Source organism: Streptomyces sp. CRCS-T-1, from assembly GCF_024442335.1.
GTDB classification, from domain to species: domain Bacteria; phylum Actinomycetota; class Actinomycetes; order Streptomycetales; family Streptomycetaceae; genus Streptomyces; species Streptomyces koelreuteriae.
On the sequence record NZ_CP101651.1, the window covers coordinates 4,756,745 to 4,773,698 of the forward strand.

A 16,954-nucleotide genomic window follows, 5' to 3' on the forward strand; every position below is an offset into this window, starting at 1 on the left:
TGACCGGGCGGGCCCGCGGACCTCAGTACTCGACCCACGCCAAGGAGAGTTGACGATCATGGGCGACGAGCTCAAGCCGCAGGACCTGCACGCGACGGACGCGAAGGCCGGCGAGGCGTCGACGGAGGACCTGCACGCCACGGACGAGGGCGCCGTGAAGAAGCAGGACCTGCACGCCACCGACGAGCCGCTCGAGACGAAGGACCTGCACGCCACGTCGGAGCCCTTCAAGCCGACGAAGTAAGCCACACCGACACGGGGTTCGGCCGCGGCGGCGCGGAGGGGGAGCCGTCGCGGCCGATGCATGTCCGGAACCCGCCCGGGAGTTATCCACAGGCCGCCACAACGTGCCGGAATCCTGCGATCTTGGCGGCATGGAGGAACGAACGGCGTTGCGGGAGCTGGCGCAGGGTGGGGTGCTGCTCACGTGCCGGGCGCTTGAGTCCGGCTGGCCTCGGCGCAGTCTCACCCGTGCGCTCCGGGCGGAAGGCTGGGGGCGGCTTCAGGCGGGCGCCTGGGCGGAGCCGGGCCGGGCCCCGGATCCGCCCACCCGGCTCAGGGCCGTCCAACTCCTCAACCAGCGGCTCGTCGTGAGCCACTCCTCGGCGGCCGCCCTCTGGCGGATCGAGACGCTCGCCCCGTCCGCGAAAGCGCCCTTGGAGTTCATCGACCCCGCCCTCAGCTTCCGGGGCAAGGCCAAAGGTGTGCGCGTACACCGGATACTCCTGGACCCCGGGGACGTGGCGACGCGGTACGGCCTGCGGGTCACCAGCCCCGTACGGACCCTCACCGACCTGCTTCGCTCCCTGCCGAGGGACGAGGCGGTCGTCGCCCTGGACTCGGCGCTGACCTACCGCCGGGTCGCCGGGGCGCGCAGGGCGCCGCTCACCGGGCTGGACGCGGTGGGGGCGGCGCTGTCCGCCTCGTCGCAAGGGTCGGCGAGGGCCCTCCGGTGGCTCGGACTGTGCGATCCCCGGGCCGGGTCACCGGCCGAGACCGTCGCCCGTCTGCGCATGGCCGACTCCGGCCTCCGGCCCGAGAGCCAGGTCGAGCTCTTCACCCCGGCCGGTCGCCGAGCCGTCCTCGACTTCCTCTTCCGGCGCGAGGGGCTGGCGGTCGAGATCGAGGGTTACGCCTATCACGGCACCCGTGAGGCGCATCGGAAGGACGTGTCCCGCTTCAATCAGGTCCTTCAGTGCACCGAGGTGCGGAATCTGCTGCGTTTCACCGCTCAGGACGTGTTCCGGGAGTCCGACCGGATGATCAGGGAGATTCGGGCGGCCCTCGTCGTCCTGGGGCGGTGAAGGGGTGGGGGCGTCGGAGCCCATGGGCCAACGGGCCGCCCCGAATGCCCAGGTTGCTGGGAGGCGGCCCCGCCCGAACGCTCCAGTCACCCTCTCCCGCATAGCTGACGATCCGTCAGATCAGCGCTACCGTGAGCGCCATGGACACCCACGACAGCTCGTTTCCGCTGATCATCTCCGTGGACGACCACACCGTGGAGCCCGCGACCGTCTGGCAGGACCGGCTTCCGGAGAAGTACCGGGGCGTCGGGCCGCGTATCGTCCGGGCGCCCGTGAAGGAGATGACCTTCCTCGGAGGGCGCTTCAGGCCCGTGATGGGGCAGCCCGGCGACGACGGCCCGGTCGGGGACTGGTGGGTCTACGAGGACCTCCGCCGGCCCCTCACCCGCCTCGACACCGCCGTGGGATACAGCAGGGACGAGATCAAGCTCGAGGTCATCACGTACGAGCAGATGCGGCCCGGCTCCTACGACGTCCCGGCCCGGCTCGCCGACATGGACGTCAACCACGTCCAGTCGGCCCTCTGCTTCCCGACCTTCCCGCGCTTTTGCGGCCAGACCTTCACCGAGGCCAAGGACCACGAACTGGGCCTGCTGTGCGTGCGCGCCTACAACGACTGGATGCTGGAGGAGTGGTGCGGCCCGGAGGCGCACGGGCGGCTCATACCCCTGCCCCTCATCCCCTTGTGGGACGCCGAGCTGGCCGCGGCCGAGGTTCGGCGCAACGCCGCGCGCGGGGCCCGTGCCGTCGCCTTCTCCGAGATACCGCCGTACCTCGGACTCCCCTCCATCCACACCGACGGCTGGGACCCCTTCCTCGTCGCCTGCGCCGAGACCGGCACCGTCGTCGCCATGCACATCGGCTCCTCCAGCCGTATGCCCTCCACCTCCGCCGACGCCCCGCCCGCCGTCGGCTCCACCATCACCTACGCCAACTGCTGCTTCTCGATGGTCGACTGGCTGATGAGCGGCAAGTTCGAGCAGTTCCCCGGTCTCAAGGTCATGTACGCCGAGGGGCAGATCGGCTGGATCCCCTACATCCTGGAGCGGGCGGACGTGGTGTGGGAGGAGAACCGGGCCTGGGGCGGCGTCGCCGACAAGGTGCACCGGCCGCCGTCGGAGCTGTTCGCCGAGCACGTCTACGGCTGCTTCTTCGACGACGCCTTCGGCCTGCGCAACCTCGACTCCATCGGCGTCGGCAACGTGCTCTACGAGACCGACTACCCGCACTCCGACAGCACCTGGCCCAAGTCCCGCGAGGTAGGCGAGGCACAGATGGGGCATCTGGAGCCGGAGGTCGTGGAGCGGATCGTGCGGGGCAATGCCATCGAGCTGCTCGGGCTCACCGACGAGGGACTGTGGCCGGGCCCGGGCGGCGGTGGTGCGCGGTGAGCCTGCGGTACGGGATGCAGCTCCCCGTCCAGTCGCAGAGCACCCTCTACGCGGAGGGCTGGGAGGCGGAGGCCGGGCCGGAGGACCTGCTGGAGATCGCCCGCGCCGCGGACCGGTCCGGCTTCGCCTACCTCGCGAGCTGCGACCACGTCGGCATCCCGCGCAGGCTCGCCGCCGCCATGAGCACCGTCTGGTACGACCCCGTCGCCACGCTCTCCTTCCTCGCCGCCGCCACCGAACGCGTCCGGCTGCTCAGCCATGTCGCGATCGTCGGGCTGCGGCACCCCCTGCTCACCGCCAAGCAGTACGCCACCCTCGACCACCTCAGCGGAGGCCGACTGGTCCTCGGGGTCGGCGCCGGGCACGTCCAAGAGGAGTTCGAGGCGCTGGGCGTGGACTTCCGGCAGCGCGGGGCCGTGCTCGACGAGAGCCTCGACGCCCTGCGCGCCGCCCTCGGGCCGGAGGAGTTCCCCGAACACCACGGCAAGCTCTACGACTTCGAGGGGCTCGGCCAGCGGCCCCGCCCGGCGCAGGACCGCGTCCCCCTGTGGGTCGGCGGCTCCTCGCCCGCCGCCGTACGGCGGGCCGCGCTCAAGGGCGACGGCTGGCTGCCGCAGGGGGATCCGAGGGACCGGCTGCCCGCGCAGATCGCACGGATCCGGGAGCTGCGCGAACGGGCCGGTGTGCAGGGCGCGTTCACCGTGGGCGCCATCACCGAGCCGCTGTACGTCGGCGAGCCCGGCTGGGACGTCGGCCGCAGGACCCTCACCGGGGGCGCGGCGGAACTCGCCGAGTCGCTCCGCGCCTACCGGGCGATGGGCGTCCACCAGATCCAGGTGCGGTTCCGCAGCCGGAGCCGGACGGAACTCACCGACCAGATCGCGGCGTTCGGAGCCGAGGTCGCCCCCCAGCTGTGAGGAGAGCCATGGGCAAGCTCGACGGACGGGTCGTCATCGTCACCGGCGCCGCCCGCGGCCAGGGCGAGCAGGAGGCCCGGCTGTTCGCCGCGGAGGGGGCACGGGTGGTCGTCGCCGATGTACTGGACGACCAGGGCGAGGCCCTCGCCAAGGAGATCGGCGCGCGGTACGTCCATCTCGACGTGGGCCGGGAGGACGACTGGCAGCACGCCGTCGCCGCCACCAAGGACGCCTACGGTCATGTCGACGGGCTCGTCAACAACGCCGGCATCCTGCGCTTCAACTCCCTCCTCGACACACCCCTCGACGAGTTCATGCGGGTCGTCCAGGTCAACCAGGTCGGCTGCTTCCTCGGCATCAGGGCGGTCGCCCCGGAGATGTCCGACGGGGGCACGATCGTCAACACCTCCTCCTACACCGGCCTGACCGGAATGGCCGGGGTGGGCTCCTACGCGGCGAGCAAACACGCCGTGGTCGGGCTGACCAGGGTCGCCGCGCTGGAGCTGGCCGGGCGGGGGATACGCGTCAACGCCGTCTGCCCGGGCGCCGTCGACACGGCGATGGCCAACCCGGCGCGGCTGGATCCGGACGGCGACGCCGAGAAGGCTTCCCGCGGTCTCGACCGGCTCTACCGCAAGCTCGTGCCGCTGGGGCGGGTCGGGCAGCCCGAGGAGGTGGCCAGGCTCGCCCTGTTTCTCACCTCGGAGGACTCGTCGTACATCACGGGGCAGCCCTTCGTGATCGACGGCGGGTGGCTGGCCGGGGTCACCATCATCTGACGCTCCATCAGCTATTGACGCTCCCAGGGGCGGATGGAACAGTCGGAGTCATTCATCTGACGGTGCGTCAGATCGCCAGAATCGGTACAGGGGCGGTGAACCTCCTTGGAATTCGGCATCTTCGTACAGGGATACGTCGGCAAGCGGGCCGAGACCGACCCGCTCGCGGAGCACAAGGCGCTGATGGAGGAGACCGAGTACGTCATCCAGGCGGACAGGTCCGGCTTCAAGTACGCCTGGGCCTCCGAGCACCACTTCCTGGAGGAGTACTCGCACCTCTCCGCCAACGACGTCTTCCTCGGGTACCTGGCGCACGCCACCGAGCGGATCCATCTCGGCTCGGGCATCTTCAACCCCCTCGCGCCCGTCAACCACCCGGTGAAGGTCGCCGAGAAGGTCGCCATGCTCGACCATCTCAGCGAGGGACGCTTCGAGTTCGGCAGCGGGCGCGGGGCCGGATCGCACGAGATCCTCGGGTTCCTGCCGGGCATCACCGACATGAACCACACCAAGGAACTCTGGGAAGAGACCATCGCCGAGTTCCCCAAGATGTGGCTCCAGGACGAGTACGCCGGCTTCCAGGGCAAGCACTGGTCGCTGCCGCCGAGGAAGATCCTTCCGAAGCCGTACGGGAAGTCCCACCCGGCGATGTGGTACGCGGCCGGGTCGCCGCCGTCGTACGCCATGGCCGCGAGGAAGGGGCTCGGCGTGCTCGGCTTCAGCGTGCAGAAGGTCTCCGACATGGAGTGGGTGCTGGAGCAGTACAAGTCGGCGATCGTGGACGCGGAGCCGGTGGGGGACTTCGTCAACGACAACGTGATGGTGACGACCACGGCGATCTGTGCGCCGACCCATGCGGAGGCTGTGCGGATCGCGGCGAGCGGGGGGCTGCACTATCTGCCCTCGCTGGTGTTCCGGTACCACGACACGTTTCCGCGGCCCGAGGGGTTTCCGGTGTGGCCCGAGACGCTGCCGGAGTACACCGAGGAGTTCGTGGAGGTGCTCATCGAGGAGGAGCTGCTGATCTGCGGGGATCCCGATGAGGTGCTGCGGCAGTGTGAGCGGTGGGAGCGGGCCGGGGCGGATCAGTTGAGTTTCGGGTTGCCGGTGGGGGTGCCGAAGGAGGAGACGTTGCAGACGATTCGGTTGGTCGGGGAGTACGTGATTCCGAAGATCGATACGGATCCTGTGCATCGGACCTCGCGGTGCCGTCAGGGGGTTTGAGCGTTCGTTGGCGGGTGCGGCGTTCGTTGTGGCTTGTCGCGCAGTTCCCCGCGCCCCTAGGTGACCCGCACCACCCCACATCGAGAGGTGAGGCCAATGCTCGATCACGTCATCCAGGGTGTGACCGTCGTGGACGGGACGGGCGCCCCGGCGTACACCGCCGACGTCGGCATACGGGACGGGCGTATCGCCGTCATCGGTCAGGTCACCGAGGAAGCCCGCACCACCGAGGACGCCGCCGGTCTCGTCCTCGCCCCCGGCTTCGTCGACCCCCACACCCACTACGACGCCCAGCTCTTCTGGGACCCGTACGCCACGCCTTCGCTCAACCACGGTGTCACCACCGTCGCAGGTGGGAACTGTGGGTTCACGCTGGCGCCGCTGAACCCGGAGCGGCCCGAGGACGCCGATTACACGCGCCGGATGATGTCGAAGGTCGAGGGCATGGCGCTGGTGGCGTTGGAGGAGGGGGCGCCGTGGAGCTGGCATTCGTTCGGGGAGTATCTGGACGCCCTGGAGGGGCGGATCGCGGTCAACGCCGGGTTCATGGTGGGGCACTGTGCGCTGCGGCGGTATGTGATGGGGCCCGAGGCGGTGGGCGGGCAGCCGAGTCAGGGGCAGCTCGCCGAGATGGTGCGGTTGCTGCGCGAGGCCATGGACGCCGGGGCCTGGGGGTTCTCCACCACCCAGTCGAGCAGCCACTCCGACGGCGACGGGCAGCCGGTGGCCTCCCGGCATGCGGGGCCGGCCGAACTGCTCGCGCTGTCGCGGGCCGTCGGTGAGCACGAGGGCACGCAGATCGAGGCGATCGTCGCGGGCTGTCTGGATCAGTTCAGCGACGCCGAGATCGATCTGTTCGTGGAGATGAGCGCGGTGGCGGGGCGGCCGCTGAACTGGAACGTGCTGACGGTCGACGCGTCCGTACCCGAGCGCGTGCCCCGGCAGCTCCTCGCGAGCGAGCAGGCGCGGAAGGCGGGCGGGCGGGTCGTGGCGCTGACCATGCCGATCCTCACGCCGATGAACATGTCGCTGGGTACGTTCTGCGCGCTCAATCTCATCCCCGGGTGGGGGCCGGTGCTCGCGCTGCCCGTGCCCGAGCGGATCGAGAAGCTGCGTGATCCGGCCGTCCGGGCGGAGCTGCTGCGCCGGGCCACCTCCAAGGAGGCGGGCGTCTTCCGGCGGCTCTCCAACTTCGGGCGGTACGTCATCGGCGACACCTACAGCGACGCCAACGACGGGCTGACCGGGCGCGTGGTGAGGGACATCGCCGAGGAGCGCGGCCAGGAGCCCTTCGAGTGCCTGGTGGAGATCTGCGCCGCCGATGATCTGCGTACGGTGTTGTGGCCGATGCCGACCGACAACGACCCGGCGTCCTGGTCGCTGCGGGCTCAGACCTGGAGCCACGAGGACGTGCTGCTCGGCGGGTCCGACGCGGGCGCCCATCTGGACCGGATGTGCGGGGCGCCGTACACGACCCGGTTCCTCGGGGACTGTCTGCGGGGCCGGAAGCTGGTCGCTCTGGAGCAGGCCGTGCGGATGCTGACCGACGACCCGGCCCGGCTCTTCGGCCTGCGGGAGCGGGGGCGGGTACGGGAGGGCTGGCACGCGGACCTCGTCCTGTTCGACCCGGAGCGGATCGACGCGGGCCCGGCCACCCTCGTGCACGACCTGCCCGGCGACAGCCCGCGACTGGACTCCCGCGCGCTCGGCATACGGGCCGTCTGGGTCAACGGCGTCGAGGCGATCCGGGACGACGTGGTGACCGGTGCCGTACCGGGGCGGGTGCTGCGCTCGGGTCGGGACACGGAGACGGTGAGCACCAGGTGACGAGAGAACAGGCGCTGTTCGTCGGCGGCTCCTGGGTGGAGCCGGACGGCGGGCACTACGCGGTGATCGACCCGGCGACCGAGGAGACCGTCGGGTGGGCGCCGGAGGCCTCGCGGGAGCAGGTGCTCGCGGCCTGTGCCGCGGCCCGCGAGGCCTCCGGGCCGTGGTCACGGACCTCCCCGGAGGAACGGGCCGCGGTCCTCGGCCGGGCGGCGGACGTCATCCGGGAACGTCTCGTGCCGTACGCCGAGCTGGCCCGGGCGGAGACCGGAGCGACCACGGCCACCGCACGCGCCCTGCAGGTCGGGGTCGCCGCCGCCCGCTTCCGGCGCTACGCGCGCGTGGAGCCCGCCGAGTGGGCGATCCCGCCCCAGATCAACGAGGCCGGGCCCATGGGCCGGGCGGGGGTGATGGGCGCGCTGGCCGTCCGGCAGCCCGTGGGGGTCGTCACCTGCGTCACCTCGTACAACAACCCCTGGGCCAACCCGGCCGGCAAGATCGCCCCCGCCCTGGCCATGGGCAACACGGTGGTGGTGAAACCCGCCCCGCAGGACCCGCTGTCGGTCTACCGGATGGCGGAGGCGCTGGAGGCGGCGGGCGTGCCGCCGGGCGTGGTGAACGTGGTCAGCGGATCGCGGACGGAGGTCGGTGAGGCGGCCGTGGAGTCGCCGGACGTCGACATGGTCAGCTTCACCGGCTCGACGGCGGTCGGGCAGCGCATCGCCGAGGTCTGCGGGCGCGGTATGAAACGGCAGTTGATGGAGCTGGGCGGCAAGGGCGCGGCGGTCGTCTTCGATGACGCGGACCTCGGCTCGGCCGTGGCCGGCATCGGGACCACCTTCTCCTTCTACAGCGGCCAGATCTGCACGGCACCGACGCGGGTGCTGGCGCAGCGCGGGGTGTACGACCGTCTCGTCGAGCAACTGGCCGCCTACGCGGGCCGGTTGAAGGTCGGTGACCCGGGGGAGCGGGACACGGTGGTGGGGCCGGTGATCTCGGCCGTGCACCGCGACCGCGTCGAGTCGTACGTCGAACTGGGCCGCAAGGAGGGCGCGGTGGTCGTCGCGGGCGGTGAACGCCCGGCCCTCCCCACGGGCTTCTACATCGCCCCGACCCTCCTCGCCGGCTGCACCAACGACATGCGCGTGGCCCGCGAGGAGATCTTCGGCCCGGTCGTGACCGTCATCCCCTTCGAGGAAGAGGAGGAGGGTGTGGAACTGGCCAACGACACCGACTACGGCCTCATCGACTACGTCTGGTCGGGAGACGTGGCCCGCGCCTTCCGGGTGGCGCGGCGGCTGCGGGCCGGCGGGGTCGGGATCAACACCGTCGGCCGCAACATGGAGGCGCCCTTCGGCGGCTTCAAGCAGAGCGGGGTCGGCAGGGACGTCGGCTCGTACGCCCTGCACGCCTACAGCGAGGTGCAGGCGATCGTCTGGCCGGGCTGAGGCTGCTCAGCCGTCCAGATCCACCCGCACCGTCAGCAGATCCGTCCCGAACGCCCGCACGCCCAGGCCGTTGAAGCGGGGCAGCCGCCGCAGCCGCGCCACGGGGTCGTCGTCCGGCACCAGATGGGCGGTCCCCGGGTGCCACCGCCCCCGGATCCGCACCCGTACCCGCGGATCGGCCTGGATGTTGCGGACGTACTGCGACCGCTCACCGAACTCCGACACCAGCCAGAAGGAGTCCCCGACGCGCCGCCCGCCCACCGGCGTCTGCCGGGCCAGCCCGGAGACACGGCCCCTGGTCTCGATGACCGTCTGCAGGGGCAGACGGCGCAGGAGCGGATTGATACGGCGCTGGAAGGCGGTGGCGGCGCGGAACCTGACGTCGGCGAGACGGGACATCGTCAGCGGACTCCTCGGCATGTGAGGGCGGGCAGGGTGTACATCGCTAATCGCTAGTCGCTAACGTCCCAGGAAAATCGGGTTCGTGAACGCCGCCAGCGCCCCGGGGAGCGGCCCCGCCGCCGCCTCGTGCCGTACCTCGGCCCGTACGTACGCCGCGTAGGACGGCGTCGTGCGCCACTCCACGACCCCCGCCCCGGCCACCGGCAGTGGCGCGCTCGTGTGCAGCACGCCCTGGTCGGTGACGAGGCGGACCGTGCAGCGCGGGGCGCCGGTGACCTCCAGACGGACGGTGACCGGGGTGTCGCGGTCCACCCGCAACCGCCCTCCGATGCCCGCGTGCTCGCCGCGCCCGCCGGACACCTGGAACGACAGCGCGAGCCTCGCGGACTCGGCGACGTACGACCGTCCGGCCCGGATGCCCTCCTGGATCGCCCGGCGGGTCAGGTCGTCGGCCAGGACGACCGTCTGGGGGCTGCCGACGGGGTCCGGGTCGCGGTGGGCGTCACTGCTGCCCATCGCGGGGATCCAGTCCCGCCCGTCCCGTACGGACGCCACGAGCATGCTGTCCCAGTCGGCCAGCGTCACCTCGTCGTCGGGCGTGTAGGGGCCGTTCCACACCTCCACCGCGTCCGCCTCGCCGAAGCCGAACTTCCAGTTGCAGCCGACGCAGGTGGCGTGCGGATGGGCCGGGACGACCAGGCCTCCGGCGCGGCGGATCTGGCGGGCGAACCGGCCGAAGCGGTTGTCGCGGGCACGGTAGCGCCAGTCGACGAAGGTGCCCGGCTCGGTGCCGAGCGCCACCACGTGCCCGTTCCGGGTGGTGATCTCCTCGCCCAGCATGACCAGCAGGTCGTCCCCGGCGACATCCGCCCAGTGCGCGTGCGCCGAGTGCGTGTTGTGCTCGGAGGAGTTGATGAAGTCCAGCCCCGCCGCCCGCGCCAGGGCCCCGATCTCGGCGGGGGTGCGGCGGCCGTCGGAGTACCAGGAGTGCAGATGGCAGTCGCCCCGGTACCAGGCACGCCCCCGCCCCTTGGCCCGCTCGGGCGGGTACACCGGCTCCACCGCCTCGCCCGGCTCGCCGTACGTCAGCGTGATCGTGATCTCGTACGACAGGCCCTGCGGGGCGACCGTGTACGGGCCGAGCGCGATGTGCCAGGTGCCCTCGCGCACCGGGCCCGGGAGGTAGCCGGGCGTCGCGTCGTCGGCGCGGAGGAAGAACTCGGTGCGCGCCCCGCCCGACCAGCCCCGGAAGCCCCGGCCGCCGAGTTCGGTGCCGCGGTCGTCGAAGACGCCGATGTCGAGGGCGTTGCCGGTCGTGCCCGCCGGGACGGACGGCCGGTCGTAGGTGTAGGCGACCTTGATCTCCCGGACCCCGGCCGGGACCTCGACGGGCACGTACACGAAGTCGGGGGAGCCGGGCGGCAGGGTGCCCCGCACGGTTCTGCTCTCCTGACCGCCCTCGGCGGCTGCGGCGAAGCTCACGCTTCCCAACGTAAGCGCGGCGGCGGCTCCCGTCACGAACAGGGCGCGCCGGGCGAGCCCGCCGTGGTTGTCCTCATGCTGGTCCTCGCACATGCTGCTGCTCCCAAGGTGTGTCGTCAGGTGCCGTGCAACCCTTGTATTCAGCCGTGAACTCCCGGGCACGGGAAGGGGATCGGCGGCTTTCGCCGATACGGCACCCGAGATTTGCCGACCGGTCGGTATGTACAGTCGGCCGTCGCTCGGGTAGGGATGCTTCATGCGCATCGCCGTAACGATCTTCCTCACCGACGAGACGATCACCCCGACCCGGCTCGCCCGGGAGCTGGAGGGCCGCGGATTCGCCGGGCTGTATCTGCCCGAGCACACGCACATCCCCGTCGAGCGGACCACCCCGTACCCGGCGGGCGGCGAGCTGCCGCGCGAGTACGGCCGTACGCTCGACGCGTTCGTGGCGCTCGGCCAGGCCGCCGCCGTCACCGAGCGGCTCGGGCTCGGCACGGGCATCACGCTCGTCGCCCAGCACGATCCGATCGACCTGGCCAAGCAGGTCGCGACCCTGGACCATCTGTCCGGCGGCCGGTTCACCCTCGGGCTCGGCTTCGGCTGGAACGTGGAGGAGGCCGCCGACCACGGTGTGCGGTGGAGCACCCGGCGCGAGCTGGGCCGGGACCGGATGGCGCTGATGCGGGCGCTGTGGTCGGAGGAACCGGTCGCCTACGAGGGGGAGTTCGGCGGGGTCCGGGCCAGTCACGCGCACCCCAAGCCCGTGCAGAAGCCGCGCGGCCCGGTCGTGGGCCCGCGCACGCTGCTCGGCGGGGCCGCCGGGCCCAAGCTGTTCGACCACATCTGCGAGTACGCCGACGGCTGGCTGCCCATCGGCGGCCGCGGGCTCTCCGAGTCCCTGCCCCGGCTGCGCACGGCCTGGGCCGAGGCGGGCCGCGACCCCGAGGCCCTCCAGGTCGTCCCGTACGCGGTCCATCCGACTCCGGGGAAGCTCGCGCACTATGCCGATCTCGGTGTCGAGGAGGTGGTGGTGCAGTTGCCTCCGGCGGAGGAGGCGGAAGTGCTGAAGGCGCTGGACGATCTGACCGGGTATCTTCCAGGTACCTGACAACTCTGTCGGGCCGAACGGGGGAGCGGCACCGCGTCATGAGATTCGCCTGGTTGGCCTGGCTCGTGCAGCACTTCGACGACTACGGCTACAGCCAAGGTCTGCTGCCCTCCGCGATCGGCACGCTGGCCGTGCTCGTGACCGCCGCGCTGGTCTGGTTCGCGCTGCACCGCAACAGGCCGGCCGCCCTGGCCGCTGCCGGGCTCACGTCCGCCCTGGGAATTGGATGGCTGGCCTTCCACTGACGCGGCTCACCCGGGTTGATCAGCGCACTCGTATGCTCGAAGGATGACGACTTCCGCGACCTCCGGAACGGGACCCACCGAGAACTCCATGCGTCGCGCCCTGAAACGGGCCAGGGACGGCGTCTCCCTCGATGTCGCCGAGGCGGCGGTGCTGCTCCAGGCCCGGGGCGGGCAGCTGGAGGACCTGTCGGCCTCGGCCGCCCGGGTCCGGGACGCGGGCCTGGAGGCGGCCGGCCGGCCCGGGGTCATCACGTACTCGAAGAGCGTCTTCATCCCCCTGACCCGGCTGTGCCGGGACAAGTGCCACTACTGCACCTTCGTCACCGTCCCCGGCAAGCTGCGCCGCGAGGGACACGGGATGTTCATGTCCCCGGACGAGGTGCTGGACATCGCCCGCAAAGGCGCGGCGCTCGGCTGCAAGGAAGCCCTCATCACCCTCGGCGACAAGCCCGAGGACCGCTGGCCCGAGGCGCGTGAGTGGCTCGACGCGCACGGCTACGACGACACGCTCGCCTATGTCCGGGCCATCTCCATCCGGATCCTGGAGGAGACGGGCCTGCTGCCCCACCTCAACCCGGGCGTCATGAGCTGGACCGACTTCCAGCGGCTGAAGCCCGTCGCGCCCAGCATGGGCATGATGCTGGAGACGACCGCGACCCGGCTCTGGTCGGAGCCGGGCGGTCCCCACTACGGCTCTCCCGACAAGGAGCCCGCGGTGCGGCTGCGGGTGCTGGAGGACGCGGGGCGTTCCTCCGTGCCCTTCACCTCGGGCGTCCTGATAGGCATCGGGGAGAACTACGAGGAGCGCGCCGAGTCCCTGTTCGCGCTGCGCAAGGTGACCCGGGCCTACCACGGCGTCCAGGAACTCATCATCCAGAACTTCCGCGCCAAGCCGGACACCGCCATGCGCGGCATGCCCGACGCGGAACTGGACGAACTCGTCGCCACGGTCGCCGTCGCCCGGCTGCTCATGGGCCCGTCGGGCTGCATCCAGGCCCCGCCCAACCTCGTCGACGACGAGTACGAGCGGCTGATCGGGGCCGGTATCGACGACTGGGGCGGGGTCTCGCCGCTGACCATCGACCACGTCAACCCCGAGCGTCCCTGGCCGCAGATCGAGGAGCTCGCCGAGAAGTCCCGGGTGGCCGGGTTCGAGCTGCGGGAACGGCTCTGCGTGTACCCGGAGTTCGTGCGGCGCGGTGAGCCCTGGCTGGACCCGCGGCTGCGCCCGCACGTGGCGGCGCTGGCCGACCCGGAGACCGGGCTGGCCCGCCCCGACGTCCTTCCGCGGGGCCTGCCGTGGCAGGAGCCGGAGGAGGTCTTCACGGCGTCCGGGCGCACCGACCTGCACACCACCATCGACAGCGAGGGCCGTACCTCCGACCGGCGGGACGACTTCGACGAGGTGTACGGCGACTGGGGCGCCCTGCGCGAGGCCGCCGCCCCGGGCATGGTGCCGCAGCGCATCGACACCGACGTACGCGAGGCCCTGCGCACGGCCGCCGACGACCCGACGAAGCTCACCGACGACGAGGCGCTGGCCCTGCTGCACGCGGACGGCCCCGCGCTGGACGCCCTCGCCCGGGTCGCCGACGACGTACGCAAGTCGGCCGTCGGTGACGACGTCACCTACATCGTCACGCGGAACATCAACTTCACGAACGTCTGCTACACCGGCTGCCGCTTCTGCGCCTTCGCCCAGCGCCGCACCGACGCCGACGCCTACACCCTCTCCCTGGACCAGGTCGCCGACCGGGCCCAGCAGGCCTGGGACGTGGGCGCGGTGGAGGTCTGCATGCAGGGCGGCATCCACCCGGACCTGCCCGGCACGGCGTACTTCGACATCGCGCGCGCGGTGAAGGAACGCGTCCCCGGCATGCATGTGCACGCCTTCTCGCCGATGGAGGTCGTCAACGGCGCGACCCGCACCGGCATGTCCATCCGCGAGTGGCTGACCGCCGCCAAGGAAGCGGGCCTGGACACCATCCCGGGCACGGCCGCCGAGATCCTCGACGACGAGGTCCGCTGGATCCTCACCAAGGGCAAGCTGCCCGCCGCTGACTGGATCGAGGTCGTGTCGACGGCCCACGAGCTGGGCATCCGGTCGTCCTCGACGATGATGTACGGCCATGTGGACCAGCCCCGGCACTGGCTCGGGCATCTGCGCACCCTCGCGGGCATCCAGCAGCGCACGGGCGGCTTCACCGAGTTCGTGACGCTGCCGTTCGTGCACACCAACGCGCCGGTGTACCTGGCCGGGATCGCCCGCCCCGGCCCGACCATGCGGGACAACCGCGCGGTCACGGCCATGGCCCGGCTGCTGCTGCACCCGCACATCCCCAACATCCAGACCAGCTGGGTGAAGCTCGGCACCGAGGGCGCCGCCGAGATGCTCCGCTCCGGCGCGAACGACCTCGGCGGCACACTCATGGAGGAGACGATCTCCCGCATGGCGGGCTCGTCGTACGGCTCCTACAAGTCGGTCAAGGACCTCATCGCGGTGGCCGACGCCGCGGGCCGCCCGTCGAAGCCGCGGAACACCCTGTACGGGGACGTCCCCGAGGAACGACAGCAGGCGGCCCAGGCGTCGGACGGCCATCTGCCGGAACTGCTGCCGGTACTGGACTGAGGGTCTGCGGGGCTGGCGGCCTGGGGGCCTGGGGGCCCTGAGCGTCTGCCGGGGCTGATGGGCTGAGGGCTTGGCGGCCTGCCAGGCTGTCGGCCTCTCGGATCGGCGGTCTCGCCAGTCATGCGGCCTGACGCCCTGCCAGCCCCGCCGCCCTGCCAGGCTTGCTGCCCAGCCGGACGGGCAGCCCGCTGAACTGGTGGTCTACTGGCCCCGGGCATCCGCCGGCTGATGTGCCGTCAAGGTGCGGTTGGCCGGGGTGCCGGGGTGTGCCGGTGGCGGGGTGGTCGTGCCCCGGCCCAGCCACAGCAGGAGCAGACCGAGGGAGCTGGCGATCGCCGGCCAGTAGATGTAGCGGAAGTCCGTCGCGGGCATGATCGGCAGATAGCCGAGGATGTAGGCCGCCGAGCTGATGCCCAGTGCCCGGACCGGCATGGAGAACAGGCCCCTGCCCGGGCGGACGGTCAGGACCAGGGCGACGGCGAGCCAGAACCAGCCGCGGAACAGCCACGGCAGGTCACTCGCCATGCCGCGCACATACGTGCTGAGCGTGTCCTCCAGCCGGGGATGCGCCACCTCGACGCCCAGGTCGTTGCGGGTGATCCCCGCCTTGTAGACGTAGCCGGTGTCGAACAGCAGACTCGCGAAGAGCCGCAGCCGGTACTGGAGGTACTGCGGGACATGCCCGCTCATCTCCTTCAGCCACAGGGACGTGATCTCGCCCGAGTCCGAGCGCAGCCCGTCCGCCGGGCGGGCGTAGCAGGCCCAGTAGGCGTCCGAGAGGGCGTCCACCCGCCGGCATTCCTCGGCGGAGGCGACGAGCCGGTCCCTCAGGTCGGGTGACACGTCCGCCGACCGGAGTTCGTCCACCCTCAGGACGTGGACGAGGTCGTCGAGCATGATCTGCGCGCCCTGCTTCGTCTCCAAGGGCCGGGCGAACAGGGAGATGGCGGCGGCCGGCACGACCAGGGCGGCCGCGAGCGCCGCCGTGCACGTCACCCACGTACGGCGCCCGGGAGCGCGCCACAGCGCGAGGACGAGCATGACGAAGACGGGGATCGCGGCGAAGAAGGCGTTCTTGCGCACCAGCATGGCGTACGCGAGGAACAGCACGCCCAGCCCGAGCAGCCCCCACCGCACGGCGGGACGGCGAAGGTCGCTGTCCCGCAGCCGCAGCCCCGTGAAGGCGACCGCGCACGCCGCGAGCAGCGCGAACGCCGCGTGGACGTCCTTCCACACCACCCCGACGAACGTCAGCACGAACGGAGTCAGCCCCAGCCCGAGCACGGCGAACGGACCGGCACGGCTCCCGGTCAGCGCCCCCACACACCAGGCCAGCACCCAGAGCGCCCCCCAGAAGACGACCGATTGCAGGACCAGCATGGAGGCGATCGACCCGGTCACGGCGATCAGTGCACGCCACACCAGGCTCAGCACGGGCGGGTGCCAGTCCGTCAGGGGCAGCTTTCCCTGGGCCTGGCGGAGCTGGTCGAGGCTGTCGGGACTCAGGTAGCCCGGGGCGAAGACGAGGATCGTGCCCAGACAGCAGACCGCGGCGACGGCGGCCGGCACCCAGACCCAGCGCCGCACCCGCGGCATCCATCCCATTCGTCCCATAAGTCGGATGCTAACGGCTCAGGGTGCGACGAAGACGTAGCGCCGATAGGCGTAGAAGCGGAACAGGGTCGCGAGCACCCAGCCGAAGATCCGGGCGGTGTTGTCGCTGAGCGCCGAGTCGAGCCCGAGCAGCTGCCGGGAGGCGAAGACCGTGCCGGCGGTGATGGCGAGCCCGACCCCGTTCGCCACGAGAAACAGGACGAGTTCTTGGGTCACCTTCTCGCGGTGCTGGTCGCGGTAGGTCCAGTAGCGGTTCCCGACCCAGCTGAACAGCGCGGCCGCCGTCGTCGCGATGACGGACGCCTGCACCGGGGAGGTCCGCATCGGCCCGCCCTCCGCGCCGCCGGGCAGGCCGAAGACCAGCAGGTTGTAGCCGCCGTTGTCCACGACGAAGGCCAAGGCGCCGACGACTCCGAACTTGGCGGCCTCGCGCCAGACGCCCTTGACGGCGTCACGCGCACGCAGCGCGACAGTTGCGAGGACCGGCACACGGTGAGACTAACGGCCCGGCGCGCCCTCACCGACCAGACCCGCCCATATCGCATGATTTTAGTCGTATTCGGTGCCGGTCCGAGAGGAGC

At 71.4% G+C, this 16,954-nt stretch carries 15 protein-coding genes; 11 read left to right on the forward strand and 4 right to left on the reverse strand.

The features are described from left to right. Nucleotides 1–58 precede the first annotated feature (58 nt). From NNW99_RS21685 to NNW99_RS21720, 8 genes are all read left to right on the forward strand, one after another. Complete coding sequence (locus tag NNW99_RS21685; protein ID WP_215120786.1) at nucleotides 59–244, forward strand: hypothetical protein; 186 nt, start codon at nucleotides 59–61, stop codon at nucleotides 242–244. Between the two features lie 130 nt (nucleotides 245–374). Then, nucleotides 375–1,304 (forward strand): hypothetical protein, encoded by a 930-nt coding sequence (locus NNW99_RS21690; protein ID WP_215120787.1) that lies wholly within the window; start codon nucleotides 375–377, stop codon nucleotides 1,302–1,304. Between the two features lie 140 nt (nucleotides 1,305–1,444). Further along, a complete protein-coding gene (locus tag NNW99_RS21695) occupies nucleotides 1,445–2,695 on the forward strand; it encodes an amidohydrolase family protein (RefSeq protein WP_215120788.1) in 1,251 nt (416 codons plus the stop codon). 14 nt (nucleotides 2,696–2,709) lie between these two features. Further along, complete coding sequence (locus NNW99_RS21700; RefSeq protein ID WP_215124392.1) at nucleotides 2,710–3,612, forward strand: LLM class F420-dependent oxidoreductase; 903 nt, start codon at nucleotides 2,710–2,712, stop codon at nucleotides 3,610–3,612. An 8-nt stretch (nucleotides 3,613–3,620) separates the two neighbouring features. Beyond that, complete coding sequence (locus NNW99_RS21705) at nucleotides 3,621–4,391, forward strand: SDR family NAD(P)-dependent oxidoreductase (RefSeq protein WP_215120789.1); 771 nt, start codon at nucleotides 3,621–3,623, stop codon at nucleotides 4,389–4,391. Nucleotides 4,392–4,496: 105 nt separating this feature from the next. After that, the gene (locus NNW99_RS21710; protein WP_215120790.1) at nucleotides 4,497–5,615 is read left to right on the forward strand and encodes an LLM class flavin-dependent oxidoreductase; all 1,119 of its coding nucleotides are present in this window, start codon (nucleotides 4,497–4,499) and stop codon (nucleotides 5,613–5,615) included. Nucleotides 5,616–5,711: 96 nt separating this feature from the next. Beyond that, nucleotides 5,712–7,442 carry an amidohydrolase family protein gene (locus NNW99_RS21715; protein WP_215120791.1) on the forward strand — a complete coding sequence of 577 codons (1,731 nt, stop codon included), beginning with the start codon at nucleotides 5,712–5,714 and terminating at the stop codon, nucleotides 7,440–7,442. Continuing rightward, complete coding sequence (locus tag NNW99_RS21720) at nucleotides 7,439–8,890, forward strand: aldehyde dehydrogenase family protein (RefSeq protein ID WP_215120792.1); 1,452 nt, start codon at nucleotides 7,439–7,441, stop codon at nucleotides 8,888–8,890. The genes NNW99_RS21715 and NNW99_RS21720 overlap by 4 nt, the downstream gene beginning before the upstream one ends. 6 nt (nucleotides 8,891–8,896) lie before the next feature. Here NNW99_RS21720 and NNW99_RS21725 read toward each other — a convergent pair whose 3' ends face one another. After that, nucleotides 8,897–9,289 (reverse strand): nitroreductase/quinone reductase family protein, encoded by a 393-nt coding sequence (locus NNW99_RS21725; RefSeq protein ID WP_215120793.1) that lies wholly within the window; start codon nucleotides 9,287–9,289, stop codon nucleotides 8,897–8,899. Nucleotides 9,290–9,349: 60 nt separating this feature from the next. After that, nucleotides 9,350–10,867 (reverse strand): CehA/McbA family metallohydrolase, encoded by a 1,518-nt coding sequence (locus NNW99_RS21730; RefSeq protein ID WP_215120794.1) that lies wholly within the window; start codon nucleotides 10,865–10,867, stop codon nucleotides 9,350–9,352. Nucleotides 10,868–11,030: 163 nt separating this feature from the next. Here NNW99_RS21730 and NNW99_RS21735 point away from each other — a divergent pair, with 163 nt between their 5' ends. From NNW99_RS21735 to NNW99_RS21745, 3 genes are read left to right on the forward strand one after another with little or no spacing between them, the layout of a single operon-like run. Then, a complete protein-coding gene (locus NNW99_RS21735) occupies nucleotides 11,031–11,885 on the forward strand; it encodes an LLM class F420-dependent oxidoreductase (protein ID WP_215120795.1) in 855 nt (284 codons plus the stop codon). A gap of 38 nt (nucleotides 11,886–11,923) precedes the next feature. Next, entirely contained in the window at nucleotides 11,924–12,130 is a 207-nt protein-coding gene (locus NNW99_RS21740) for a hypothetical protein (protein ID WP_215120796.1), read from the forward strand. Between the two features lie 43 nt (nucleotides 12,131–12,173). Beyond that, on the forward strand, nucleotides 12,174–14,759 hold the full coding sequence (locus NNW99_RS21745; RefSeq protein WP_215120797.1) for a bifunctional FO biosynthesis protein CofGH: 2,586 nt from the start codon (nucleotides 12,174–12,176) through the stop codon (nucleotides 14,757–14,759). A gap of 201 nt (nucleotides 14,760–14,960) precedes the next feature. Here the strand turns inward: NNW99_RS21745 and NNW99_RS21750 are convergent, their stop codons facing one another. Together NNW99_RS21750 and NNW99_RS21755 are read right to left on the reverse strand one after the other, a co-directional pair. Then, nucleotides 14,961–16,373: a hypothetical protein gene (locus tag NNW99_RS21750; protein WP_215120798.1), complete on the reverse strand. Its 1,413-nt coding sequence runs from the start codon at nucleotides 16,371–16,373 to the stop codon at nucleotides 14,961–14,963. A gap of 18 nt (nucleotides 16,374–16,391) precedes the next feature. Next, entirely contained in the window at nucleotides 16,392–16,862 is a 471-nt protein-coding gene (locus NNW99_RS21755) for a GtrA family protein (protein WP_215120799.1), read from the reverse strand. Between the last annotated feature and the right edge of the window lie 92 nt (nucleotides 16,863–16,954).